This is a genomic window from Idiomarina abyssalis (assembly GCF_019797805.1).
Classification (GTDB): Bacteria; Pseudomonadota; Gammaproteobacteria; order Enterobacterales; family Alteromonadaceae; genus Idiomarina; species Idiomarina abyssalis.
Window position 1 is genome coordinate 2082636 of sequence record NZ_CP081832.1, and the last position, 25183, is coordinate 2107818.

Annotated in this window: 20 protein-coding genes; 9 read left to right on the top strand and 11 right to left on the bottom strand. The window is 47.8% G+C overall.

What is annotated here, in order from left to right; translation table 11 throughout:
- Positions 1-4 precede the first annotated feature (4 nt).
- The 5 genes from yaaA to K5X84_RS10120 form a co-directional block, all read right to left on the bottom strand.
- Entirely contained in the window at positions 5-781 is a 777-nt protein-coding gene (yaaA, locus tag K5X84_RS10100; protein ID WP_222235760.1) for a peroxide stress protein YaaA, read from the bottom strand.
- A gap of 40 nt (positions 782-821) precedes the next feature.
- Entirely contained in the window at positions 822-1769 is a 948-nt protein-coding gene (gene secF / locus K5X84_RS10105; protein ID WP_222235761.1) for a protein translocase subunit SecF, read from the bottom strand.
- Between the two features lie 8 nt (positions 1770-1777).
- Positions 1778-3622 (bottom strand): protein translocase subunit SecD, encoded by a 1845-nt coding sequence (secD, locus tag K5X84_RS10110; RefSeq protein WP_222235762.1) that lies wholly within the window; start codon positions 3620-3622, stop codon positions 1778-1780.
- A 28-nt stretch (positions 3623-3650) separates the two neighbouring features.
- The gene (gene yajC / locus K5X84_RS10115) at positions 3651-3986 is read right to left on the bottom strand and encodes a preprotein translocase subunit YajC (RefSeq protein WP_054489456.1); all 336 of its coding nucleotides are present in this window, start codon (positions 3984-3986) and stop codon (positions 3651-3653) included.
- A 138-nt stretch (positions 3987-4124) separates the two neighbouring features.
- Positions 4125-5639, bottom strand: coding sequence for a sigma-54-dependent transcriptional regulator (locus K5X84_RS10120; protein WP_222235763.1), 1515 nt, complete (start codon positions 5637-5639; stop codon positions 4125-4127).
- A 144-nt stretch (positions 5640-5783) separates the two neighbouring features.
- On the opposite strand from K5X84_RS10120, the gene K5X84_RS10125 reads away from it, so the two are divergent.
- Both K5X84_RS10125 and K5X84_RS10130 read left to right on the top strand, forming a co-directional pair.
- On the top strand, positions 5784-6401 hold the full coding sequence (locus K5X84_RS10125; protein ID WP_054489461.1) for a trimeric intracellular cation channel family protein: 618 nt from the start codon (positions 5784-5786) through the stop codon (positions 6399-6401).
- A gap of 2 nt (positions 6402-6403) precedes the next feature.
- Positions 6404-9751, top strand: a complete 3348-nt coding sequence (locus K5X84_RS10130) for a PAS domain-containing hybrid sensor histidine kinase/response regulator (protein ID WP_222235764.1) — start codon at positions 6404-6406, stop codon at positions 9749-9751.
- Here the strand turns inward: K5X84_RS10130 and K5X84_RS10135 are convergent.
- Both K5X84_RS10135 and K5X84_RS10140 read right to left on the bottom strand, forming a co-directional pair.
- The gene (locus K5X84_RS10135; RefSeq protein WP_222235765.1) at positions 9725-10375 is read right to left on the bottom strand and encodes a response regulator transcription factor; all 651 of its coding nucleotides are present in this window, start codon (positions 10373-10375) and stop codon (positions 9725-9727) included. The two genes, K5X84_RS10130 and K5X84_RS10135, sit on opposite strands and share 27 nt — an antisense overlap.
- A 98-nt stretch (positions 10376-10473) precedes the next feature.
- On the bottom strand, positions 10474-12684 hold the full coding sequence (locus K5X84_RS10140; protein WP_222235766.1) for a TonB-dependent receptor: 2211 nt from the start codon (positions 12682-12684) through the stop codon (positions 10474-10476).
- A 216-nt stretch (positions 12685-12900) separates the two neighbouring features.
- Between K5X84_RS10140 and K5X84_RS10145 the strand changes: the two genes are divergently transcribed.
- From K5X84_RS10145 to K5X84_RS10155, 3 genes are read left to right on the top strand one after another with little or no spacing between them, the layout of a single operon-like run.
- A complete protein-coding gene (locus tag K5X84_RS10145) occupies positions 12901-14193 on the top strand; it encodes a GntP family permease (protein ID WP_222235767.1) in 1293 nt (430 codons plus the stop codon).
- A 23-nt stretch (positions 14194-14216) separates the two neighbouring features.
- A complete protein-coding gene (locus K5X84_RS10150; protein WP_222235768.1) occupies positions 14217-15845 on the top strand; it encodes a long-chain fatty acid--CoA ligase in 1629 nt (542 codons plus the stop codon).
- Positions 15842-17020, top strand: a complete 1179-nt coding sequence (locus K5X84_RS10155) for an E22 family MetX-like putative esterase (protein ID WP_222235769.1) — start codon at positions 15842-15844, stop codon at positions 17018-17020. The genes K5X84_RS10150 and K5X84_RS10155 overlap by 4 nt, the downstream gene beginning before the upstream one ends.
- A gap of 11 nt (positions 17021-17031) precedes the next feature.
- On the opposite strand, the gene K5X84_RS10160 is transcribed toward K5X84_RS10155, so the two are convergent.
- Together K5X84_RS10160 and K5X84_RS10165 are read right to left on the bottom strand one after the other, a co-directional pair.
- The gene (locus tag K5X84_RS10160) at positions 17032-18783 is read right to left on the bottom strand and encodes a TIGR03545 family protein (RefSeq protein ID WP_054489475.1); all 1752 of its coding nucleotides are present in this window, start codon (positions 18781-18783) and stop codon (positions 17032-17034) included.
- 2 nt (positions 18784-18785) lie between these two features.
- A complete protein-coding gene (locus K5X84_RS10165; protein ID WP_199494344.1) occupies positions 18786-19292 on the bottom strand; it encodes a DUF2062 domain-containing protein in 507 nt (168 codons plus the stop codon).
- A gap of 143 nt (positions 19293-19435) precedes the next feature.
- On the opposite strand from K5X84_RS10165, the gene K5X84_RS10170 reads away from it, so the two are divergent.
- Entirely contained in the window at positions 19436-20896 is a 1461-nt protein-coding gene (locus K5X84_RS10170; protein WP_222235770.1) for a RimK family protein, read from the top strand.
- Positions 20886-21353: a GNAT family N-acetyltransferase gene (locus tag K5X84_RS10175; RefSeq protein WP_054489479.1), complete on the top strand. Its 468-nt coding sequence runs from the start codon at positions 20886-20888 to the stop codon at positions 21351-21353. Before K5X84_RS10170 ends, K5X84_RS10175 begins: the two co-directional genes overlap by 11 nt.
- Here the strand turns inward: K5X84_RS10175 and glpQ are convergent.
- Together glpQ and K5X84_RS10185 are read right to left on the bottom strand one after the other, a co-directional pair.
- Positions 21328-22347 carry a glycerophosphodiester phosphodiesterase gene (gene glpQ, locus K5X84_RS10180; RefSeq protein ID WP_222235771.1) on the bottom strand — a complete coding sequence of 340 codons (1020 nt, stop codon included), beginning with the start codon at positions 22345-22347 and terminating at the stop codon, positions 21328-21330. The two genes, K5X84_RS10175 and glpQ, sit on opposite strands and share 26 nt — an antisense overlap.
- Positions 22340-23392, bottom strand: a complete 1053-nt coding sequence (locus K5X84_RS10185; RefSeq protein WP_222235772.1) for a cysteine synthase A — start codon at positions 23390-23392, stop codon at positions 22340-22342. The genes glpQ and K5X84_RS10185 overlap by 8 nt, the downstream gene beginning before the upstream one ends.
- Before the next feature lie 219 nt (positions 23393-23611).
- On the opposite strand from K5X84_RS10185, the gene K5X84_RS10190 reads away from it, so the two are divergent.
- A complete protein-coding gene (locus K5X84_RS10190) occupies positions 23612-23950 on the top strand; it encodes a P-II family nitrogen regulator (protein WP_054489485.1) in 339 nt (112 codons plus the stop codon).
- Positions 23951-23960: 10 nt separating this feature from the next.
- On the top strand, positions 23961-25133 hold the full coding sequence (locus tag K5X84_RS10195; RefSeq protein WP_199494341.1) for an ammonium transporter: 1173 nt from the start codon (positions 23961-23963) through the stop codon (positions 25131-25133).
- Positions 25134-25183: the final 50 nt, after the last annotated feature.

The following is a 25183-nucleotide window of genomic DNA, read 5'->3' on the forward strand; positions in this document are numbered from 1 at the left end:
TCCTTTATTTTTGCTCAGCACGACAAAAAACCAATTGCTTATCGCTCGACATTGCTTCATTAAAGCGATAACCACTTGCATCAAACTCTTTAAGATCAGACACAGATTTTGGCTTTTGGTTCACGATGAATCGCGCCATAAGCCCCCGCGCCTTCTTCGCATAAAAGCTGATAACTTTATACTGGCCGTTTTTCTCGTCTTTAAATACCGGCGTGATAATATCCGCATTAAGCGCTTTTGGCTTAACGGCAGAAAAGTACTCATTTGACGCCAGGTTCACTAACGTCGAGCTCCCCAGCCTGGCCAAGTCGTCATTCAGCAGCTCAGTAATGGTATCGCCCCAGTATTCATATAGGTTTTTACCCTTTGGATTGTCCAATTTAGTTCCCATCTCCAGCCGATAAGGCTGCATAAGGTCCAACGGACGCAAGACACCATAAAGGCCAGAAAGAATTCGCAGCTGTTGCTGTGCCGTATTAATGGCTTCCGAATTCAAACTGGCAGCATCTAATCCAGTATAGACATCACCGTTAAACGCGAACATTGCCGGACGTGCATTTTCTTCATTAAAAGGCCGTTGCCATTGCTCAAACCGCGCGGCATTAAGCCCGGCCAGTTTGTCGCTAATTTTCATTAACGAACCCAATTGCTGAGGGCTCAACTGCCGGCACACCTTCACCAACTCTTCGGCGTTATCCAGCAATCGTGGCTGAGTTACATCGAGGCTCGGCAAGTTGCTTTCATAATCCAGGTTTTTTGCAGGTGAAACTACAGCCAACATGTCAAATGCACTCCGTTCAAGTTAAACAGTTATACCTATATTAAGGCAAAGGATCCTGATCCGCGCCTTCTTTTTCCACTTCCGTCGGCATTAAGTCGTCACGGCTTACGCCAAAGGCCAGAGCCACTGTGCTGGCGATATAAATGGATGAATAAGTACCAATAACCACACCAAATAATAAAGCCGTAGCAAACCCGTGAATTAACGGTCCACCAAGGAAGAACAAGGTTAACAACACCAATATGGTTGTTAACGAGGTAACCAATGTCCGGCTCAGTGTGTCCGTTAGTGCGCGGTTGACCGTCTGTATAGGAGTCAGTTTAGCGTATTTACGGAAAGTCTCCCGAATTCGGTCACAGACAACAACGGTATCGTTAATGGAGTAACCGATAACCGCAAGTAATGCCGCCAATACCGTCAGGTCAAACTCAAGCCCCAGTATTGAAAACAAGCCCAGCGTCAGAATAACGTCATGCGCCAATGCTGCGACAGCACCTACTGCCAGACGCCATTCAAACCGCATCGCAATGTAGAGCAAAATACAAATAAGAGCGGTTAACATGGCCAGCCCACCCTGTTCGATGAACTCATCACCAACATTGGGGCCCACAAACTCTATACGGCGCATCTCAACGGTTTGCTCAAATTCACCGCGCAAAGAGTCAAGAATATCGGTGCCGAGCTGCTCGGCTTTCACGCCTTCACGCGGCTCCAGACGAATAAGGATATCTTCCTGGGTGCCGTAGTTCTGCACCACGGCATCACCGAAGCCCTTATTGTCTAACGCACTTCTCACCCGGCTTAAATCTGCTGGTTTTTCAAACCCCACCTCAAGTAATGTTCCGCCGGTAAAATCAAGCCCAAAATTGAGCTTATTAACCGATAAAGAAGCTATGGAAGCCACCACCAGTATAATACTGATAATGCCCATAATTCCGCGGAACCGCATGAAGGGAAGTCGTTCATTTGTCTTTATAATCTCTTGCATGGCTCCCCCTAGATAGGCAGTTTAGACAGCTTTTTGCCGCCCCAAACTGAGTTAACAATGGCTCGGGTTCCGACTATCGCAGTAAACATGGATGTGATAATCCCGATAGCAAGAGTGATGGCAAAGCCTTTAATAGGACCGTTACCAATAGCGAACAATATAAGCGCCGCAATTAACGTTGTGACGTTAGCATCGGCAATGGTCGACAAAGCGCTGTCGTAACCATGATGAATGGCCTGTTGCGGACTCCGCTTAGCTTTAATTTCTTCGCGTATACGCTCAAAAATAAGCACATTGGCGTCAACGGCCATACCGACGGTCAATACAATACCGGCCATACCTGGCAAGGTCAGTGTTGCGCCGGGTATCATCGACATAACACCGATAATAAGAATCAGGTTAGCTGCCAAAGCTGTGTTTGCCACCAAACCAAACTTTTTGTAGTACACAACCATAAAGGCCAGTACTAAAACAAAACCCCAGAAAATGGCCTGTGTACCTGAATCAATGTTTTGCTGTCCCAGGCTTGGTCCTACGGTGCGTTCTTCAACAATCTGTATGGGTGCTATCAGCGCACCGGCGCGAAGCAGCAATGTAAGGCTCTTCGCTTCTTGAGCACCAACACCTGTTATGCGGAAGCTACTGGGTAAACGTGACTGGATGGTCGCTACATTGATAACTTCTGCGTTTTTGGTGAACTGCAGGTTACCTTCTTCATCACGCTCATCGGTGGCTTTATATTCGATAAAAACCGTTGCCATTGGTTTCCCGATATTGTCTTTGGTTGCCAGCGACATTTTATCACCGCCGGCACCATCCAGCGTAATGTTAACTTGCGGACGGTTGTACTCGTCATAACCGACATCGGCATTTACGATATGGTCGCCCGTTACAATAACTTCTTCTTTCAGTAGCTGAGTTGGACCGTCACGCATTGGCAACAACTCGCTTCCGAAAGGCACTCGGCCATTGATGGCGTCACGCACGTCATTTTCTGTATCAACCATACGGAACTCCAGCGTTGCTGTAGCCCCTAAAATTTCTTTCGCCCGGGCAGTATCCTGCACCCCGGGAAGCTCAACAACAATGCGGTTAGAGCCCTGACGTTGAATAACTGGCTCTGCAACACCCAGCTCATTCACCCGGTTACGCATAATGGTGATGTTTTGCGACACCGCGTAATCTCGAGTTTCCGCAAGCTTCTGATCACTCATCTGCAACTGCAGCAGTCGGTTTTCTTCGTCTTCTACCAGGTTATAGCCCTGATACCTGCCGTCTAAGTAGCTTGCGGCCTCGGCATAGGCTTCGTCAGTACGCAGCTCAACTTCTACCGTAGTGTCGTCAACTCTAACGGCACTGTAACGAATACGCTCTTCACGCAACTCTGTGCGGATTGTGTCTTTCATACCATCGACAATTTTGCGGACAGCTTCGTCCATGTCGATTTCCATTAAGAAGTGCACACCGCCGCGCAAATCAAGCCCAAGCTTCATCGGCTGAGCACCAACACTTTTCAGCCACTCAGGTGTTGCGGGCGCTAAGTTCAAAGCAACAATGTAATTATCACCTAAGCTGTCCAGGATAGTTTCCCGGGCTTTTAGCTGCTCATCGTCGGAGTTTAAGCGGACCAGTAGCTGCTCTTCTTCCAGTGCGATACTTTTTGCTTGTATGCCAACGTTTTCCAGACTGCTTTTTACGCGATCCATAGTGCTGGTATCAATGGTCGCATTTCGGTTTGCGGAAACTTGAACTGCCGGGTCTTCACCGTAAATATTTGGCAGCGCATAAAGCGCTGCCACTAAAACGATAAAAATAACCAGCAGGTTTTTCCACAACGGGTATTTATTTAACACGTCGTGCCCCTGTTTCTAATGTCAGAGATTAGAGAGACTTCATTGTTCCTTTAGGAAGAACGGAAGTCACAGAACCTTTCTGGATGGTTACTTCTAGCTCGTCAGTCAAAGCAATAACAAGAAAGTCTTTATCGTCGCTTACTTTGGTAATTTTACCGACTAAACCGCCTTGAGTAAGTACTTCATCACCCTTGCTCAATGCACCCATCAATTCTTTATGCTGCTTAACACGCTTAGCTTGCGGACGGTAAATCATGAAGTAGAAAATCAAAGCAAACATTACCAGCATGAAAATTAATTCCATGCCACCGCCACTTTGGCCACCTGCGTCTTGCGCGTAAGCTGAGCTAATAAAAAAGTCCATAAAATTCCCTCAGTTAATTTAAATTTATTATTAATTTTTGAACAACCATCTCACGATATGGGGACAGCTATTGCAAAATACAATTCAATTTATCTAAACCCGTTATACTATCAGAAAGTTTAACGCCGCTCAGTATTATCAAATATCATATCCCAAACTTTTCAGCCTGCGCCTCAAACCAATTTGTGATACTTGTAAATCCCACATCATTTTTTCGGTGTCAGAACGGTTTTTCTCGTAGCTTTGCTTAATCTCTTCTTCGGATAAATCCTGTGCGGTTCGCACACCTTCAAAACGTTGAATTAACTGATAAACAGACGCTCGGGAAATACCGAGTTTTTTCGCTGTAGCCTGCAGCTCAAAGCGACAACTTTCCAGCGTTTCTAATAACTCGTTGCGGCTCACACTGTTTGGTCGCCGCTGAACATGTGTTTCTTCTTCCCAATGACCATTTACCGAGGTGGGCCTAAGCATAGAGAGTAGTTGCGGATCCAAATGCAATTGCTCCTGATCGCGGCTATCAATAACCACCTGTCGAGCAACATTTCGCAACTGCCGCACATTGCCAGGCCAATGAAATGTCATTAGCTGGCTCATTAGTTCACCGGAAATTTTCGCATCGTACGCGCGGTTACCATAAAGCTTTTGCCATTGTTCCCGAACAAAATAATCGAACAACAAGCCAATGTCTTCACGCCTTTCCGTTAAAGGCGGAATAAACAACTGATAAGCGGATAGCTTTTCAATGAGCATCGATAACGTCGAGTTTTCTTCAATGTCGCCAGGGTCTTTATGGCTGGTAAGCATAATACGACAGTTGATAGGCTGCGTATCCTCGGTGCCGACAGGGACAACTGAGCCACTTTGCAGAACAGTGTGCAATAAGCGATGCACATTCACCGAAGCGTCTTCGATATCTTCAAGTACAATAGTTCCACCGTTTGCTTGCTCAAAATAGCCAAGCTGACGGTTTCCGTCGCGTTCGCTCCCAAACAGTTCAGCTTCGGCGACTGCGTCATGAATTGCAGCGAGGTTCACGCTGATGAACGGCTTGTCGCGCCTTTCACTGGCCTGATGAATGGCATAAGCCGCCTGCTGTTTTCCTACTCCGGCCGCACCTCTAATCATAACCGGCAGGCTCATACTGGCCAGTTGCTCTACACGTTGTCTGATAGCCCGAATATCGGAACTGATACCAAAAAGTACATCGTTATCATCAACCGCAGAGTCATGCAGCGGCAGAAGCTTCAACAATAAAACGATTCTATGGTTTAAACCAATAACCACGCCATTATCCAGCTCTCTTTCGTGCAGCACATACTCGTCCTGAACGCCCCGGCCAACAACGGTTACCGTCGTTTTGGTGCTATGTGCCCGAAGCTTTATGCGCCCATCGGGTTCACTTTGAAAAATAATGGGTGAACGACTAATAAATTCATCAAGCAAGGCTCTACCGGCATTGCCATTTTTAGCGAATTCGGGTTTTACCCGGCTTAAATAATCATTGCCCTCATTGTGCAAATCAATTAATGCGGCACGTTCGCCTATCCGTGATCTATCCGGGTGCGTTGCAATAACTAACATGGGAACTCGTTGATAACTGTCAACGAGTTCGTCAACCGCGTGTTTTGTCGTGTACTGAGTTGCACTCATTCTCGCTAATCCTTAGCCCAACAGCCTTTCTGACGTTGGTGCCATGATAAAATTATGAATAGCAAATAGCCACTCAATTTGTGCTGGGAATCAATAAAGGTTAATGACAAACTAAGTTATACCATTGCTACTTTCTGATTACTCATGGAATTGATATTTTACTGGACAGATCATGCTGGTGTCGCGGTTTTTGCGATAGCTGGTACGTTATTAGCGTTTCGTAAGAAAATGGATGGTTTTGGCGTACTGGTTTTAGCATCAGCAACGGCTATTGGCGGCGGAACGACTCGCGATCTTATACTGGGTTTACCGGTTTTCTGGACTTACGATCCCAACTACCTTTACACCATTATTATTGCGGCGTTACTCACTATAGTCTGGCTGCGCTTTAAAGCCTATATTCCCATGACAACATTAATGGTTGCCGATGCCATTGGACTTGCCTTTTTTGCAACAATGGGCGCGGAGAAAACCTTATCAGCGGGCTTTTCACCTTTTATCGCTATTATTATGGGAACCATATCGGCCTGTTTTGGTGGCATGCTCCGTGACGTTCTTGCCCGTGACATTCCCATGGTTTTAAAAAGTGAGTTGTACGCAACGACTTGCATCGCAGGGGCTACGGTTTATGTTCTGCTGGTTCCTTACCAACCTTTGATTGCATTAGCTGCTGGTATGACATCAACGCTGCTGATTCGCTTAGGGGCAATTAAGTTTAACTGGTCGCTGACTGTTTTCCGTGATCAACAGGATCACCATTAACCATGCTAAGCATCGAAGTCACCGTTTTTGCAGCAATTGCTTACTTAACCATTCTATTCAGCATTGCTTATCGCGGTGACCGGGCAGCGTCCAACCGGGTAAAGCCTTATCGCTACTCCCTGGCTCAGGGTGTGCACTGCACGTCATGGGCGTTTTTCGGAACCATTACTCAGTCTGCCTACTATGGCTGGGCCTTTGCGCCAACTTACGCCGGTGCAATTGTTGTTTTTATCGTGCTTCATGGCTTACAACTTAAGCTACTCAATTATTGTAAACATCAGAATATTACGTCCATTGCCGATCTCATCGGCACCCGCTACGGCAAGTCGCCTTTATTAGCCGGAATTGTCGCCATTACCGCCTTTATCGCCGTTGTGCCTTACATATCACTGCAATTACGTGCGGTCACATCAAGTTTTGCGGCTGTCACTGGGTTTGATAATAACCCCTCGTGGCTATTCGACCTTTCCTTCCTGGTAGCTTTAACCATGATTGGATTCGGGTTCCTTTTTGGTACACGCCGCCTTAGTTTGGCCGAACAGCACTCCGGTTTAATGGATGCCATTGCTTTCGAGTCTTTAGTAAAGCTTGGTGCTTTTATCATTGTGGGGTTATTTGCCAGTTATACCGTGTTCGACGGTTTAGCCGACCTTTTCCAGACCAGTTTTCAGTCTGCGCACACTCAGGAGGTTCTGGCCGGGCGTGAGCATGGCGGCTATGTGTTTGCGGTACATATGCTGTTAGGCGGGCTATCCATGTTTTGTCTGCCACGGCAGTTTCACGTGGGCTATGTGGAAAATACCCATCCCGATGAATTAAAAACAGCACGCTGGGCTTTTCCGCTATACCTGTTCGCTATTAACTTTTTCATACTGCCGCTGGCATTAAGCGCATTACACCTTGCACCGGAACACGCCGGTCAGGATACCTTTCTGCTTGCCATTCCGCTTATGATGGACAGGCCGGATATTACCCTTATTGCCTTTATTGGCGGTTTGTCAGCAGCGACCAGTATGGTCATTATTGCGTTACTGGCGTTGAGCATCATGGTCTCAAACGACGTGGTTATGCCCGTCTGGTTGCGCATGACCCGGCAAAAACTCAGGCAGTTTAGCTTTACGCCCAAGCGAATTTTGTCCATTCGGCGCATGACAATGGTCGTGGTCATGTTTATGGCCTACCTGTACTATCAGGCCACCATTGAGTCGATGCCATTGGTAAACTCCGGGTTACTCTCACTGGCCTTACTGGCTCAGTTGGCTCCCGCGATTTTAGCGACGGTTGTGTGGCGAAATGCGACTCAAACCGGCGTACTGGCCGGACTCGCTGTCGGTACGATTCTCTGGCTGGTACTTTTACTCATTCCTTCCATCGGCCGTCAACCTCTGGTTACCGATATTGATATCGCCAATGGCGTACTCATTAGCCTGGGAGCCAACCTGGCCTGCTTTTGGTTATTCTCGGTAATTAGCAGAAATGTTCAGACGGAACTGCCCCATATTGATAACAGTGACAGTTATACACAACAGCCAAGTCTCACCTGGGCCCGGTTGCGCTCACTTTTATCCCGGTTTTACGATGACCAGCAGCTAGCGGCTATTCAACAGCGGCTGAGAATGGATCTGTTAACCCCGGAAGGCCAGGCGATGGTTCCGGCTCCTATGCTGGTTCGTATCGAGCGCGAGTTGTCAGCGGTAATAGGCACCTCAGCCAGCCGGCTTCTGCTGGATACCGTTTCGGAACAGCAGGAATTCCCGGTTTCCCGGGTGGTTGACTGGGCAACAGAAGCGTCACGTCTTTATCAGTTTAACCGGGAGCTTTTACAGGCTTCCGTCGAAAATATTCCGCAGGGCATTAGTGTGGTCGACCAAAAACTGAGACTGGTAGCCTGGAACCGTCGTTATCTGGAGATATTTGCTTACCCGGACGGATTAGTCCGCTCAGGAATGCCTGTTGAAGAACTGCTGCGTTACAACGCCAGTCGCGGTCTGCTAAGTACCTCCGAAAACGGAGACGTCGAAAGTGAAATTCAAAAACGTCTGAGTTACTTACGTGCTGGTAGTGCCTATCGTTACCAGCGCCAGCAGGGCTCATTAACAATAGAGCTTCAGGGAAACCCAATGCCGGGCGGAGGCTTTGTTACAACCTACAGTGATATTACTGAGCGTATCGAAGCCCAAAAACAGCTACAAAAAGTTAATCAGGAGCTAGAGCAACGCGTTGACGAGCGAACACAGCAGTTATTATCCGCCAAACAGGCGGAAGAAAGAGCTCATGAAAGTAAGTCCCGATTTTTTGCAGCGGTAAGCCACGACTTAATGCAGCCTTTTAATGCCGCCAGCTTGTTTTGTGAAATGCTGCAGTCTCGACTACCACAGGACTACCTGCCACTAGCCTCAAATATTCAACGGTCTTTAGAACACGCCGAAGAGTTGCTTACCATGCTGCTCGATATGACTAAACTGGATGCAGGAAACCTGCAACCCGACTACCAGTGCTTTTCTATTGATCAGGCGCTACAACCTCTCGTTGAACGTTATCAAATGATGGCGAAAGAAAAGCAACTGCAACTGAACTACCACAAAAGCTCTGGCTTGGTAAAAACGGATAGAAAACTACTGACCCGCATTGTGCAGAACCTGCTGTCTAACGCCTTACGTTATACCGAGCAAGGCCGTATTGTGTTGGGCTTTCGCCGTCGCAAAGATAAACTTACCATCTGCATTGTTGATACAGGCGCGGGCATTCCTGAGCATAAACAACAAGAGATATTCCGCGAGTTTCATCAGCTGCAATCCAGTGGCGACAACCCGGGACTTGGGCTTGGTCTTTCTATCGTTGAACGTATGTGCCGGCTGTTGAAAATTGAGTTAAGCCTGTCTTCAACGCCCGGACAAGGCACAGCTTTTAGCCTAACCCTGCCTGTTGTAGGATGGGAGAAAGAAGCTCAACCTATGGTTATTCAAAACTATTCCGTTGATGAGAAGTTATTACAGGGTATGAAGGTACTGGTTATTGATAATGACCCACAGGTTCTGGTTGCTACCGCGGGTCTTCTAACTGACTGGGGCGCACAAACCTTCACGGCGGCCGATATCAAACAAGCTAAAATGCAACCACCCTGTGAACTGATTCTGGCCGATTATCATCTCGACGACGGTCATACCGGAATTGAACTTGTTTGGGCTATGCGAAAAGCCTGGAGTGCTGATACCCCGGCGATTATCAATTCAGCTGACCCCGATGAACAACTCAGAGAGCAAGCGTTAGAAGCCAACGCTTACTTTATTCCAAAACCTCTAAAAAGTGGGGCTTTAAAGCGTTTACTCAAGCGTATCCGACGTGTCTAGCATTTCTCGGAACATAATGCCGGCCTGGGTGCGGTTTACACAGTTTAATTTGCGCAAAATTGCGGAAGCGTGTTGTTTAATCGTGGTTTCCTGCACGCCCAGTTCATAGGCTATTTGCTTGTTCAGTAAACCGTCGGCAATGCACTGTAAAACCTTAAATTGCTGCGGTGTTAGCTGCTCAAGCTTATTAGCAAATTCACTCATCTCTTCGTCAGGCTCTGCTAAATTCATGCTTAACATCGACTCCGGTAGCCAGTTATCGCCCGACAACACTGTTGTTACAGCCGTCTGCCATTCGGGTAAAGGAACAGATTTTGGAATATAGCCACTGGCACCCAGCGCCATTGCCTGGCGTATAACACGAGTGTCTTCATTTGCAGAAACAATAACGACCAGAATATCCGGAAATTGGCTGCGTAAAACAGACAGTCCGGTTAAGCCCCGATTACCCGGCATTGAGAGATCAAGAAACACCAGTTCAATTTGAGGAAACTGCTTTAACTGCTGTTCTAACTGAGAAAAACTTGAAGCTTCAATAATGTCGCTATCTAAACTATCACTTAATGCCTGCTTCATTGCCGCCCGAAAAAGCGGATGATCATCAGCAATAATTGCTCTGGCCATAGTTCCTGCTGAATTCAACTGTGAGTTAATGACCATGCTAGCGACTTAAAAGAAAAAAGCCAGCGTTACCGCTTTATGCAGCAACGCCGGCCGGGGGGTTAAAAACGATAACCGACAGACAAAGATACGGTCCGCGGATCACCGTAGTAGCCAGTCACAATATTTTCGCCAAAGGTTGAGCCAAAGTTGTAGCCCGATACGCGATATTCCTCATCAAATACGTTCTTGGCATGCAAACCGACCGTCCACTGACTTGAGTTTGAGTACCAAACAACACTGGTATTAGTCAGACTATAAGCCTCTTCATCTAATGGTGATGGGACTTCAAAAATCTGTGTGTCATCGCGATAAGAGACATTCGTTGACCAAACCAAAGAGCCACTTTCAAGTGCAAACTCTTTTGTGAAACCAAGGTTGGCAGTCACTTTCGGTGTATTCTGGAAAGACCACAAATCAGACACGTCTTCAACTTGTTGCGTTTCCGGATTAAAGAACGCTACTGAATCGAATTCCGCATCGATATACCCGAGTGAGCCGTTGAAGTTTAATGTTGGAGTAGCCGCAAAAGTGGACTCAATCTCAAACCCTTGAACGGTTGAATCGGCTGCGTTCAGAACTTGAGAGGCAACACCTCCGCCTTCGATAGCCCGTTGCACAGTGACCTGCATATCCTGGTAATCAGAGAAGAAAGCGGCAGCATTTAAACGCATACGTCCGTCAAGCATTTCGCTCTTCACACCAAATTCAACGGTATCAACCGTTTCTGGGTCATAAGGGTTTGAAGCGTCAGGGTTCAACGACACGTCCGCTCGCATATCGACACCGCCCGACTTGAAACCATTGCTATAGCTTGCATAAAGCATAACTGCAGGGTCGACTTGATAACTGACACTTGCGTGAGGACTGAACTTGCTCCAGTCAGCCTGAGTCGTAAAGTCTGAATTAATTACAATAGGGTCCGCCGAGTAATCGCCGCGGTCCAGGAATTTGATGCCAGCATAAGTGTATCGAAATACATCGGCACTCTTATCATCACGTGTATAACGCCCGCCCAAAGTCACTGACCATTGATCATCCAGCTGATAAGTTGCCTGACCAAACAACGCCTCGCTTGACGTATCAACACAACCGCCGGTATCGATAGAAAGTCCCAGTAAACCTAAGACAGTCCCGAACTCACCACAGGCTTCACCTTCATAAAAGTACAAACCACCCACGAAATCTAAACGGTCATCACGATACATGAACTGAAATTCTTGTGTCGTCTGTTCATCTTCATAGACCGCAGGCACCAGTAATACAGGGTTTACTGTGGAATCAAAGTCGATATTCGTGTTTGTGGAACCTTCCCGGTATGCGGTAATCGACTTAAACATCCAGTCGTTATTAATTGCCCAGTCAACCGTCATTGAGTAACCTTCGTTCTCAACTTCGTTCCAGGTAGGCATGGCTGTATAAGCGTCGTAAACATCGGTTAAACGAGGTTCATCACTCAACAGAGACTCTTGTTCCCGGTGACCACCACGTGCGTTTGAGTCGTCTTTTGTCCAGTCAGCCGCAAATTTAACGTTAATGTCTTTATTGACGAGCCATTTGGCGTTAAAGCGCCCCGTCATTAATTCTTTGTTGTAGTTTTCATCGCCCGTGTTAACGAACTCACCGAAGCCATCCCGGTTTAATGTCGCAAAGGCTCCCCCAACATAGAAGTTGTCGGCTAAAGCGGTCTGTCCCGATACTTTTAAGTCTCGCTGGTTATAAGTTCCAACAGTGCCTTTAACTTCAAATTCGTCATAACCTGTTAGTTCGCGAGTCACATATTTCATCGCGCCGCCAATGGTGTTCTTACCATATAACGTTCCCTGAGGACCACGAAGGACTTCGACACGCTGAACATCTAATACTTCTAAAACCGCCCCTTGAGGTCTTGCAACGTAAACGTCGTCAATATAGATACCAACGCCTGGCTCAAACCCCCATAGCGGATCCTGCTGACCAACGCCCCGAATGTAGGCCGTTAATGTTGAATTAGTGCCGCGGCTGACCTGGAAGGTTGTATTCGGCATTTTGTACTGCAACTCGGTGATATCCTCGATACCATCTCGTTCCAGTTCACCTTCACCGAAAGCCGAAACTGCAACGGGTACTTCTTGTAAACTCTCGTTTGTCCGGCGCGCGGTCACTTCAATTCGTTCAAGCTTGCCGTCTTCAGCCTCGGCATTCTCATTTTGCTGAGCCAAAACCATAGGACTGCTAAGCAGAGTGGTTACCGCCGCTGCAATCAGTGATTTCTGAAATTTGGGTTGTTTCATTGTTGTTCCCCTGACAGATAATGTCGTTTGTAATTGTTATTTCCGTTTACAGCTATTTAACGGTTCAGAGTCATGGTTGCTTACTAAACTAGCGCAAATTGTTAAGATTGTGATCTGTACCATAGTACTATAGGGGCAAATCCCTTTATCACGCACAATACATCCATGCAGCGATTCAGAGCATGGTCCGTTTTCTTTTTCGTTGCGAGGTAACTCATGTTAAGTATGATTGGTCTGATCGGCGGCCTTGTGTTGCTCATCATACTCACTTTAAGAGGGATGAACCTGTTTATCAGTGCCCCTCTTTGCGCCGTGGTCGTGGCTTTATGTAGCGGCGTGCCATTACTCACGGGTGACGTGAACTTTGTCAGTGCCTATATGGACGGCTTTGCCAGCTTTGTGGCGGCCTGGTTCTTTATGTTCTTGCTGGGCTCGATGTTCGGTAAGTTTATGGAAGACACCGGTGCTGCTGACAGTGTTGCGCGTTGGATAATTAACAAGTTAGGCCGTAAGCAGGCGGTGCTTGCTGTGGTGTTAGCCTGTGCCATTTTAACCTACGGTGGTGTCAGCGTATTCGTGGTGGCGTTCTCGGTTTACCCAATGGCGCTCAGTTTGTTTAAAGACGCGAACTTACCTCGTCGCTTTATTCCTGCTGCGTTAGCCTTTGGCTCTGTGACTTTTACCATGACCTCGGCAGGTTCACCGGAAATTCAAAACTGGATACCGGTTAAATACTTAGGTACTTCGCCCTATGCCGCCTGGGAAGTGAGCCTGGTCGTTGCAGTGTTAATGGCATCCTTCGGTTACTGGTGGCTCAAAAAAATCATTAACCGTGCCGTCGCAAACGGCGAGCAATTTGAAGCACGTGAAGGCGACCCAATACTTTTAGAACGAGAACTGCCGTCTCCTATAAGTGGATTAATTCCACTACTGGTTGTGCTTGGGCTGTCCTTTACCTTTCACGATACCTTGCAGCAAAACGCTTTAATTGTTGCTTTGCTGGGCGGTGTTATTGCCATTGCGGTCATTAACTTCAAACATTTTCATAAGCCACAAACCGCCATTCATGAAGCCACAACCGGCGCTTTGGTGGCTATAGGCAACACCGCGGCAGTGGTTGGATTTGGCAGCATCGCCAAGATTACTCCAGCCTTTGATACAGCGGTAAATGCTATGACCAGTTTGCCGGGTAATGAATTAGTCGGCGCGGCCGTTGCTGTAAGCGTTATCGCGGGTTTAACCGGTTCGGCTTCTGGGGGTCAGGCAATCGCCTTACCTGAAGTAGGACCGCACTATATGGCTGCCGGCGTTAACCCGGAGCAATTGCACCGTATTGTCTCAATCTCCTCCGGTGCACTGGATTCCCTGCCGCACAATGGCTATGTGGTTACCACCATTCGCGCCATTTGTAACGAGAAACACAGTGCTGCTTACTGGGCAGTTGCAGCCGTGACCGTTGTTGTGCCGTTAATGGGCTTAGCCGTGGCCATTGGCTTATTCATGTTGTAACCCAGCAGTAAGGGGATTTGACCATGTTAGGAAATATGATGAAACGGCCGCTGCAAATTATCGATTTACTGAAATTTGCAGCGAGCCGCCACCCTCGACAGGAGATTGTCACCCGACGGCTGGAGGGTGACATTCACCGGTATTGCTATGCCGAATGCTGGCAACGAAGCGGACAATTAGCCCACGCATTAAAAAAGCTGGGGGTACAACCCGGCGAGCGCGTAGCCAGTCTGGCCTGGAACACGTATCGTCATATGGAGCTTTACTATGCGGTAAGCGGCAGCGGCGCTGTTATGCATACCGTAAACCCCCGCCTGTTTGGCGAACAGATAGCCTGGATCCTAAACCATGCTGAAAGCGGGTGGGTCTTTGTCGACCTAAGTTTTGTCGAGCTACTGGAGTCCATTGAAGACGAACTGCCCGGGGTAAAAGGCTTTGTAGTAATGACCGACCAAAACCACATGCCGAATACCAAGCTTAAGAATGTGCTTTGTTATGAAGAACTTCTGGAATCAGAACCTAAAGACTATGACTGGCCAGACGTTGATGAAAACAGCGCGGCGCTGCTTTGTTACACCTCGGGCACTACGGGCAACCCCAAAGGCGTGCTAGCCTCACATCGCGCTATGGTGTTACACGCCCAGGCAACCGTCAGTGCCGACATGCTTGACCTACGCAGTGATACTGTATTAATGCCCATGGTCACTATGTATCACGTAGCCGCCTGGGGCGCGCCCTACGCCGGTCCTTTGTCCGGTTGTAAGTTAGTGTTCACTGGCGACGGTACCTCGGGTGAGGCTATGGCGGACATGATTCGCAACGAACACGTCACTGTTGGCTTAGGCGTACCGACCATTTGGCTCACTTTGCACAATTATTTGAATGAAAATAAGCTGGACATCCCATCGCTGCAACGCGTTTGCGTAGGAGGGGCGGCTTCCCCTATGGGGCTGGTTAAAACCTATGATCAAGAGTACGACGTTTACTGGCAGCCGATATGGGGTATGACAGAAACCGGGCCCCTGGTTCATTCGGTACCGCCGCAAGCGGATATTGTGAGTAGACCGAAGGACGAACAATATCTGTTACAGACAACCGCAGGCCGTCCTGTTTTTGGTATTGAACATCGCATTGTTGATGCCGATGATCAGCCACTGCCTAACGACGGTGAAACCCGCGGAGAATTACAGGTTCGCGGACACTGGATTGCGTCGCAGTATTTTCGCAATGATGACTTAAGTAGCTTTCCGGATGGGTGGCTGGCTACGGGAGACATTGCCGTTATTGACCCTGAAGGCTTTATGAAAGTGGTTGACCGTAAAAAAGATGTGATTAAAAGCGGCGGCGAATGGATAAGCTCTCTGGATATCGAAAACATTGTCAGCCAGCAGGAAGCAGTTAACGAGTCCTGTGTTATTGGTGTTAAGCACCCGAAATGGGACGAACGGCCGTTATTGCTGGTGGTGTTGAATAAAGGTCACCAGCTGTCAAAGCAAGACATTAAAGACTTTTTAACCGGTAAAATTGCCCGTTGGTGGATGCCGGACGACGTAGTCTTTGTTGATGAATTACCCCATACCGGCACCGGTAAGCTGGTTAAAAATAAATTGCGTGAGCAGTACCAAAATTACTTGCAGGAGAATGTGTCATGACACGATTATGGACAACGGTTATTAGCATTGCGATATTGCTGATCAGCTTACCTTTAGCAGCCGAGCAATGGGTCGAGAAAAAGACCTTTAGTATGGACAGTTATACCACCCACGGCGGTGAAACCATTAAAGACGTCAAAGTGGGCTGGGAGTCCTACGGAACACTTAATGAAGCAAAAGATAATGTCGTGCTTATTACACACTTTTTCTCCGGCAACAGTCACGCCGCTGGCAAGTACAGTGAGGATGACCAACAGGCTGGCTACTGGGATTCTATTATCGGCCCAGGCAAAGCCATTGATACCGATAAGTACTATGTTATTAGCGTTGATTCGTTAGTCAACGCTTACCCTAACCTTCCTACTGTCATTACTACCGGTCCTGCCAGCATTAATCCGGATACCGGAAAGCCCTACGGTTTAGACTTTCCGGTGGTGACCATACGCGACTTTGTGAATGTGCAAAAAGCCCTACTGGAAGAATTAGGCGTTAAAAAACTGCACGCAGTGGTTGGCGCTTCTATGGGTTCATTGCAGGCCATTGAATGGGCAGCGGCTTACCCGGACTGGGTTGAGCGTATGGTCTCTGTTATTGGTGCCGGCTCGTTAGACGCCTGGACCATAATGGGTCTGGAGCAGTGGGCACAAGCCATTAAGCTGGACCCTAACTGGAACGGTGGTGACTACTACGACGGCGACGCGCCTTTAGATGGTGTCACTATGGCACAAGCCATGATCACCCATGGTGCGATGCATCCGGAATACATTAATCAGGCCGTACCGAAACAGGAAACCCTGCCTGAAAAGGGCCTTGAGTCCGTGACTAATGAACTGCCGGCCGTAGAATGGTTATACGGTGCCAGCCGTGCGCGTGCACCACTGGCAGATGCGAACCATATTCTTTACCTGGTGCGTGCAAACCAGCTGTTTGTTGCCGGTCATCAGGATACTTTAAAAGATGGATTAAAAAACATTTCCGCAAAAGCCTTGTTTTTGCCATCCAGTAACGACCTGCTGTTAATGCCGTACATGGCAGAAAACACGGCGGAGCAACTTAGAGAAATGGGTAAAGAGGTTCAGTACGAAGAAATTAATGGTCCCTGGGGACACTTAAACGGACTGTTTTCTATTCAACAAAAAGCCGAGTTACTCAGCGAGTTTTTAACCACTGAGTAACTCTGCTTAGCTTAAGAGTCGCCGAAAATGCGGCCCTTAAGCTTATCTTTCAGGCTGTCTTCAATTTTTGCCTTAAGTAACTCTTCGAGCTGCTCACTCTTATCGCCTGATTCGTTATCCCACTGAGTCAGGTTTTCCAGCAAACCTTGCTGACCGCCCAATTGGTCAGAGACTTTTGCGGTCAAATCGGCCTTAATTTCCGCCAGTTTCTCATCGGCCTCACCCATTGCACTTTGTGTCAGTAAGTCACCTAACTGGTTATCCAGGTCCGACTCAAAACTCAGCGAAGGGCTTTGAATGTCACCTCCAATATTGGTGGTGATATCCAGCCTTTGCAGCTGTTTCAAAGCACCGGCAATAGCTGATGTCAGTTTGCTACTGCCCTCGGCTTCCAGATCAAGGTTCAACATCCGGACCATGGCTTTGCCATCAAGCTTATTCTCACGAACCAGTACCGTTCCGTCGCTATCCAGCAAAGAAGACAAAACACGAGCACTCAGCTCACTGCTGTCACTAAGGCCCAGGTTTTGTAATTGAGCGCCTTTCAACTGCCATTGCTGCCTTGCGTCTATGCCCAAGTCGGTCAACGACATCTCACCATTAAGGTTAAATGCGCTCCACAAATCGCTGTTGTCTGCTCTGGCCTGGTAGGTTGTGGGTTGTCCCAGTAAATTGTGCTGATGCGTTATGTTCTGCCAGTCGACATCAATAACGGTACCGCCCACCATAAATTCCGTACGAGCTTTTTTAATTAAAAACTCAGGCGGAGCGTTGTCATCAGCGAATGAGATTCTCTGGCCTTCACCGCGAACCGGTTCTACTGTCGCTGAGTTATCGGAGCGCGCCAGCATAGGGCCCAGCTGCTCATACGCCAGAAGTACATACTTACTCCACTCGCGGGCCTTATCTCCCAAAAGCAAACCAGTCACGTTCTGTAAGCCACTGCCGTCCATACTGAAAAAGGATTTAATGCGGTCAATATCATTACCGGGCGCATTTTTTAACTCACTAATTTGCTGTTGCACCACGTCTTTCGCTTGTTTGACTTCATCACGAAAGTTGCTTACCGCCTCTTTATCGGCTCTTATCGACTCTTTCAACTCGTCTAAAGCCTTTTTCCTGGCGGCAATATCGCCCAGACCTTCTACTTTACCTTCGGTTATTTGCTTAATTTTTTGCTCATATTCCTTTATTTTCTCCTCGCTGGGCAGTGCTTCCTGCGCGGCTTTTACTTCCTGTTCTTGTTGTTCATAAGCCGTTTTGGCTTCTTCAATGACTTTTTCGGTACGCAAATCAACCTGACTAACAATCTCATCCACAGAAGGCAGCGACATGGTCAGCTTATCCCAGGATTGGTTCGCCCACCCCTGCATATCTTCTTTGTCCGGTAATACGTAAACCTCACCTTCGCTCTCTCTGGGTTGATTGACACGTATACCTGTCATAGTAAGCTGTTCAATTAAGGTTCTGCCAAGTACCAGCTCGGTTGGACTGATGTCAGCAGAGGCTTCACCAATTTGTACCCGGTTATTCTGAGGGGCGTTAGGGTCAGTCACCTGAACTCCGGCTACCGTTAAAGACAACGGAACCCAGCGATGCTCTACTCGCTCAATATTCACTTCAGCACCGTTTAACCGACCCATAGTATGTTCCAGGGTCACTTTTATAATGGTGTCCAGAAAGAGCCAGGAAATAGCGACTAATAACAGCACAAATCCGGCAAATACGGCCAGTCCCGGCCAGCGAATGATGCTACGTTTCATGCTCACCCCCTTAAGTCCGTATAAATTTGCCAGAAACGGCTGCCACGAATGACCTGTACAACACGAAGTTTCATTATTTTCGCCTGAATGCGTTTGCGGTAATTGGCAATAACCCAGTAGCTTATGGCTGCCACTATTGGCGCAGCGATAAGAGCGATAACAAAGCTACCCATGGTAATAGTGTGGTTAAACATGGAAAGGCGACCTAACGCAGTAGCGTACATAGCTTCGTAAATTCCCTGCCAACTTGAAGCTTCTAACAAGCTCAACCCTAAGCTGTGAAACCAGGGGTCAAGCAGGTAGGCGATACCCGAGAACACACCAAAAGATACGATAAATAAACTGAGGTTAACGCGGAAGATCAAGGCCGCCAGAATTATAATTAAGTTATGGATCCGCCATAGCGGCGTTATCCCGATGAACATCCCTAGTACGACAGCTAAGGCCAGGGCCCACGCGCTAGTTTCAGAATTCAAAGCCTTTAACAACTTTGCCAGAATTGTCAGCATTCACCTGACTCCTTTGAAAAAGATAAAACAGCAAATCTGCTTGTTATCCGTTGTCTTTCTAATATAGTGTGAGTTGCATTTATTACGCAAATAATAAGCAAATAACTTACACCTCTTTTAGCGACTTTCGAGTACTTTACGACATGCAGCAACACGTTCACCTTATCATAGATAATGCCGCCGACTGGCAGCCTTATTACCCAAGTCAAAGCTTACTCACTGCAAGTGAATACTTACAATCAGCGCATTTGCAAAGTCGTTATCACGTCTTAAATTTGTGCAATGACCTATCTTACTTATCCACCGGCTATTACGTCAGCCTGCTCGCAGAAGCCCGAGGGCAAAGAGTCATGCCTTCTGTCGCCACCATTAACGACCTGACTAACTTCTCTCATTATCAGTTACTGATTAATACCGCTGACCGATCACTCACAAAGTATTTGCAGAACTATGATCAGAAGTCGCTATCCCTATTAATTTGCTTTGGCTTGTGCGAACAGCCAGAACTGGCGTCTTTTGCACGGCAAATTTTTGAGCGCTATCCGTGTCCTATTTTAAAAGTTGAGCTGGAATTTAGCGGCCGTTGGCACATCAACAAGCTCACCTCCGGCGCGCTTAATGAGCTGAGTGACGAGCAACAAAGTTTTTTTGGTAACTCACTGGACCATTTCAGTAAGCGAGTGTGGCGAAAGGCACGTACACGTAAAGAGTACCGTTTTGATTTAGCCATTCTTTATAATCCGGACGAGGCCATTCCGACCAGCGACAAAAAGGCACTGGCACAGTTTATTAAGGCCGCAAAAGAAGCGGATATTGAAGCTGAGCTGATTACGGCGAACGACTTTAACCGTTTACTGGAGTTTGATGCGCTTTTCATACGGGAAACGACCCGTATTAACCACTACACCTACCACTTTGCTAAAAAAGCGGAGGCTAATGGCATGGTGGTTATTGACCACCCCGACTCTATTGTTAAGTGTGCCAATAAGGTGTTCTTAACTGAACTGTTGGATAAGCATAAAGTTGCAACGCCGAAAACAGAACTGCTGCTGAGCCAGTCAGAAATTGATTACCAAGCCATAGGCGAGCGCCTGGGTTATCCGGTCGTGCTGAAAATCCCTGACGGTTCATTTTCTATCGGTGTGGAAAAAGCAGAAAGCCTTGAGCAATTTAAACAAGTGGCAGCGGAGCTTTTCAAACAATCCACTATTTTGCTGGCACAAGAGTTTATGAAAACCGAATACGACTGGCGTATCGGTGTGCTGAATAACCGCCCCATATACGCCTGTCAGTATTTTATGGCCCGTAACCATTGGCAAATTTATAATCATAGCGAGTCGTCTTCGCGGGGTAAGAGTGGGTCTTTTGCAACTTTAGGCGTACATCAGGCCCCGAAAGACGTGGTCAGACTGGCACTACAGGCAACTCGCTTAATTGGCGACGGCCTGTACGGTGTTGATATTAAGCAAACACCTAAAGGCCCGGTGGTTATTGAAATTAACGATAACCCGTCAATTGAGTCAGGTGTTGAAGATAAACATTTAGGATATGAACTCTATCGGCTGATAATGGCTGACTTTGGACGACGTCTGGATGAATACTGAGTTTAGGGTTGAGCCTGCAAAGCTCACCGATCTTGATCAATTAGTTACACTGGAGCGGGCGACATTTAATTACAGTTGTATTAGTCGCCGCAGCTTCCGGCAGGTTATTCAGTCTGATCATAATTATTGCTGGGTGGCGCGTTCAGAAAACCAGCTAGCCGGGTATGCCATTGCGTTCACCCGGCGCAACAGTAAAGTATGGCGCCTGTACTCTATTGCTGTATCACTAAACTTTCGTGGTTTTGGTGTCGGCAATTTACTCATTAATCACGTACTGGACACCGCCAAAAGGCAGGGCGCTGAAGCTATGTCTCTGGAAGTAAAAAGTGATAATAAAACCGCCATTCATTGGTATCAAAACTGTGGCTTCGAAACTATCGATATTCTGCCAAACTATTATGATGACGGCAGTGACGGTTTTAAAATGCGGTTTACTTTTTATCCGGAAAGTCTGTGAATACACCCTCAACACCGGCCTGCTTCAACCACTGTCGTAGCTGACCATGAGACTTAACGCCGTCGGGCAGGTCGTCAGCTCGCAAGGTATAAACATGAACATTCAGTCCCTTTTCTTCCGCAGAGTCTAAAACATCGCTCCATTGCGGCTCGCCGTTTTCAGAGACACCTTCTAATACATGATTTAACCACAGCCCGACCCCTTCTGCGTAGCTCTTAACCGACTCTAAACCAGCACTGGATCGCATAGCGCTGTAGTCAATATCTGTCGCGCCCCACTCGTTATCGCCAACCAGCTGAATGAGGGGCGCGTCCCAGTTAAACTCTCGTTTTAAGCGCCGCAAGACTTCCGGATCAAAAGACTGCAAATAAATAGGGGTAGGCCGTTTGTCAGAATAGCCATTTCGTGCAAGTACCGACATAACAGCTGAAGTAATGTCGTACCCTTGTTGCTGATACCAACGTGAAGATTTCAGCTCCACATAAATACCGGTGGACATCTCACGCACCCGGTTCAGTTCATGAATCAACTTAATGTGTTCATCCAGGGTTTGAATAGGGAAGCGCACATCCGGTTGAGCGAAGCGTTTAGGATAGACCAGCTCATAGTCTTTATGGCGGGCAACAACCGTTAAGCGCTTTAATTCATCCAGGGAAAAGTCGACCACATAATATTTACCATCGGGCCGGTGCTTCTCCGGGAATACTTCAGACACGTTGGTAACATGGTCCAGTTTTTCGTCGTGCAAAACCACCGGCACACCGTCACGAGTTAGCTGTATGTCCTGTTCAATGAAGTCCGCACCTAATGCATGGGCCATAACCGTACTGGCCTGAGTATGTTCCGGTAGATAACCCGACGCACCACGATGCGCAATATCCAGAAACTCAGGTACTTTTAAATCATGAAACGGCGCGTCCGGCAGAGTCTCCTGTGCTTTTGGTGCAGCAACTGCCAAGCCTGATAACAAAGTGCAAATGATGAATCTATTCATTATTCCAGTTAACCTCTAGCACTTTATCGCCGAGCTCGCGGTAACGTTTTATCAGCACCTCAATGGGCTCGGGCTCAGGGTTTAATTCACGCCCTCGTAAATACTCCGGGTTATACAATTTACTGACCGAACGCTCACCTAAATCACAGGAAAACGTCACGATACGTTGCCCCGGCCCCTTTCGCAAAGCAGCAGCCAAAGCGCCGGCAACATTAAGCGCGGAGCTGCTACCCAGCACAATACCGTCCTTGTCTCTGACATAACGCGACAGCGTGACTAAATCCTGATCGGGCAAGTTAACGGCATGATCAATGCGTGCCTGACGAAAGTTATCCACTAACCGCATAATACCAATGCCTTCTGTCATGGAACCGCCCGTCGAAACATACTCACCACTGCGAAGGAACTCATAAATTCCCGAGCCATCCGGGTCCACAACCCAAACATCAATATCCGGATTTTTCTCTTTCAAAAAGCGCGAGTTACCACCAATGGTGCCACCAGTACCTGCTACAGAAACCAGAACATCAACTTTACCACCGGTTTGTTCCCAAATTTCCGCGCCAGTATGAAGGTAATGCGCGCGGGCGTTGCTGGTATTTTCAAACTGATTGGCCCACCAACAGTCGTCACGCTCTTCAGCTAAGCGACGCGCTGTGTGATAAAAGTGGTTTTCGTTTTTAAAAGGAACCGGGTCAACGGCCATTAGCTCACCGCCATGCAGGCGTATCATCCGTTCTTTTTCTGGTGTCTGATCATTAGGCATAACCGCCAGCATGTTCAGCCCATAGGACTTAGCAACAACCGCGAGGCCAATGCCAGTATTGCCGGCAGTACCTTCCACTACGGTCATACCCGGCTTAAGTTCGCCGCGCTGCATAGCGTCGTCAATGAGCTGTTTAGCAGCACGATCTTTTATTGAGCCTCCCGGGTTCTGAAACTCGCACTTAATAAAGATATCGCACCCGGTTAAATCAGACAGCGATGGTATCCGTAACAGATCTGTCTCACCAATAAGGTCGCTCTGCCGTGCTCCAAGTTTCATGCTACTGCACCTTTCATCCTGCATTACTGTAGGTAAATAGTATCTCCCCTGTAAGGTCTGGGTTCAATAGCACTTTTGGTGCAGTGCACAGAGGTTGCGCACGTTTTTTGTGCAGAGCTCTCATCGAAATTCTATTTATCCATAAATATCAACAAATTAATCTTTGGCACATTTCCTGAATTAGAAGGTTGCTTAACAATCTTTTAATAAGGAAGCCTCATGAAAATGCTCGTTGCGTTAATCAAACCTTTCAAGCTGGAGGATGTAAAGCAGGCTTTGTTTGAAATTGGCTGCTCCGGCTTAACTGTAACCGAAGTTCGTGGTGTTGGCCGGCAAAAAGGCCATACCGAGCTGTATCGAGGAGCCGAGTACCAGGTCGACTTTCTTCCCAAAATGAAAATAGAACTGGCGCTTCCCGATGAAACCCTTGAACGGGCGCTGGAAGTTGTTAGCGCAGCGGCTCATACCGGCAATATCGGAGACGGAAAGATATTTGTTCTGCCACTTGAGCACTGCGTTCGCATACGTACCGGTGAAACTGACAAAGACGCTCTTTAAGGAGTCCCCCATGGAAGCACAAGATTTACAGCAACTCACTTTTGCCCTCGATACTTTTTATCTGCTTGTTTGCGGCGCGCTGGTCATGTGGATGGCGGCCGGGTTTTCAATGCTAGAAGCAGGCCTGGTAAGAGCCAAAAACACCACTGAAATTCTGACCAAAAATATTGCTCTCTACTCCATTGCCTGTATTACTTATTTAGCCATTGGTTATAAAGTCATGTACCCGGATCCTTCCCCTGCTTACGCCGCCGATGCAAACTTCTTCTTTCAGGTTGTGTTTGTTGCAACCGCTATGTCCATTGTTTCCGGCGCCGTAGCAGAGCGAATGAAGCTCATGAGCTTTTTAGTTTTTTGTGTGGTACTCAGCGCATTTATTTACCCGGTTCAGGGCTTGTGGACCTGGGGCGGCGGCATGATAGCAAACTGGGGGTTTGTCGATTTTGCCGGCTCCAGTATTGTTCACTTAACCGGGGCATCAGCAGCACTGGCGGCGGTCATATTGCTGGGTCCCCGCTCTGGCAAATACCTGAGTGACGGCAGTATTAATGCCTTACCGGGTTCAAACATGCCTCTCGCCGCACTGGGTACTTTTATTCTCTGGTTCGGATGGTTCGGTTTTAACGGCGGGTCACAGTTAGCCCTGGGCTCAGTTGATGACGCCAACGCCATTGCACGCGCTATGGTCAATACCAACACCTCGGCAGCAGCAGGAACAATAGCGGCACTGCTGTTTACCAAGTTACTCTGGAAAAAAGCCGACCTGACTATGATACTAAACGGTGCTTTAGCCGGTTTAGTCGCCATAACTGCACAACCCGTTACTCCCGAACCCTGGCAGGCAAGTGTTTTTGGCTTTGTCGCCGGACTCATTGTTGTGTTGTCAATTATTGCTCTGGATAAGCTGCACATTGACGACCCGGTTGGGGCCATTTCGGTACATGGTGTCGTGGGTATATTCGGTACCCTGCTAGTGCCCATAACTGACTCCAGCGCCAGCTTTATGATTCAGTTCGCCGGCGTTGCCACAATTTTCGGTTGGGTCTTTGCCTGTAGCTTTATCATCTGGACTATACTCAAGCTGACCGTAGGTATTCGCGTGACGAAAGAACAGGAATACGTAGGCTTAGATCAGGTTGACTGTGGCGTTGAGGCTTATCCGGAGTTTACTTCGCAGAAGTAGCAATACCGACGTCATATTGCCAGGCCCGCCCGTTCTTGATACGGTTTTAT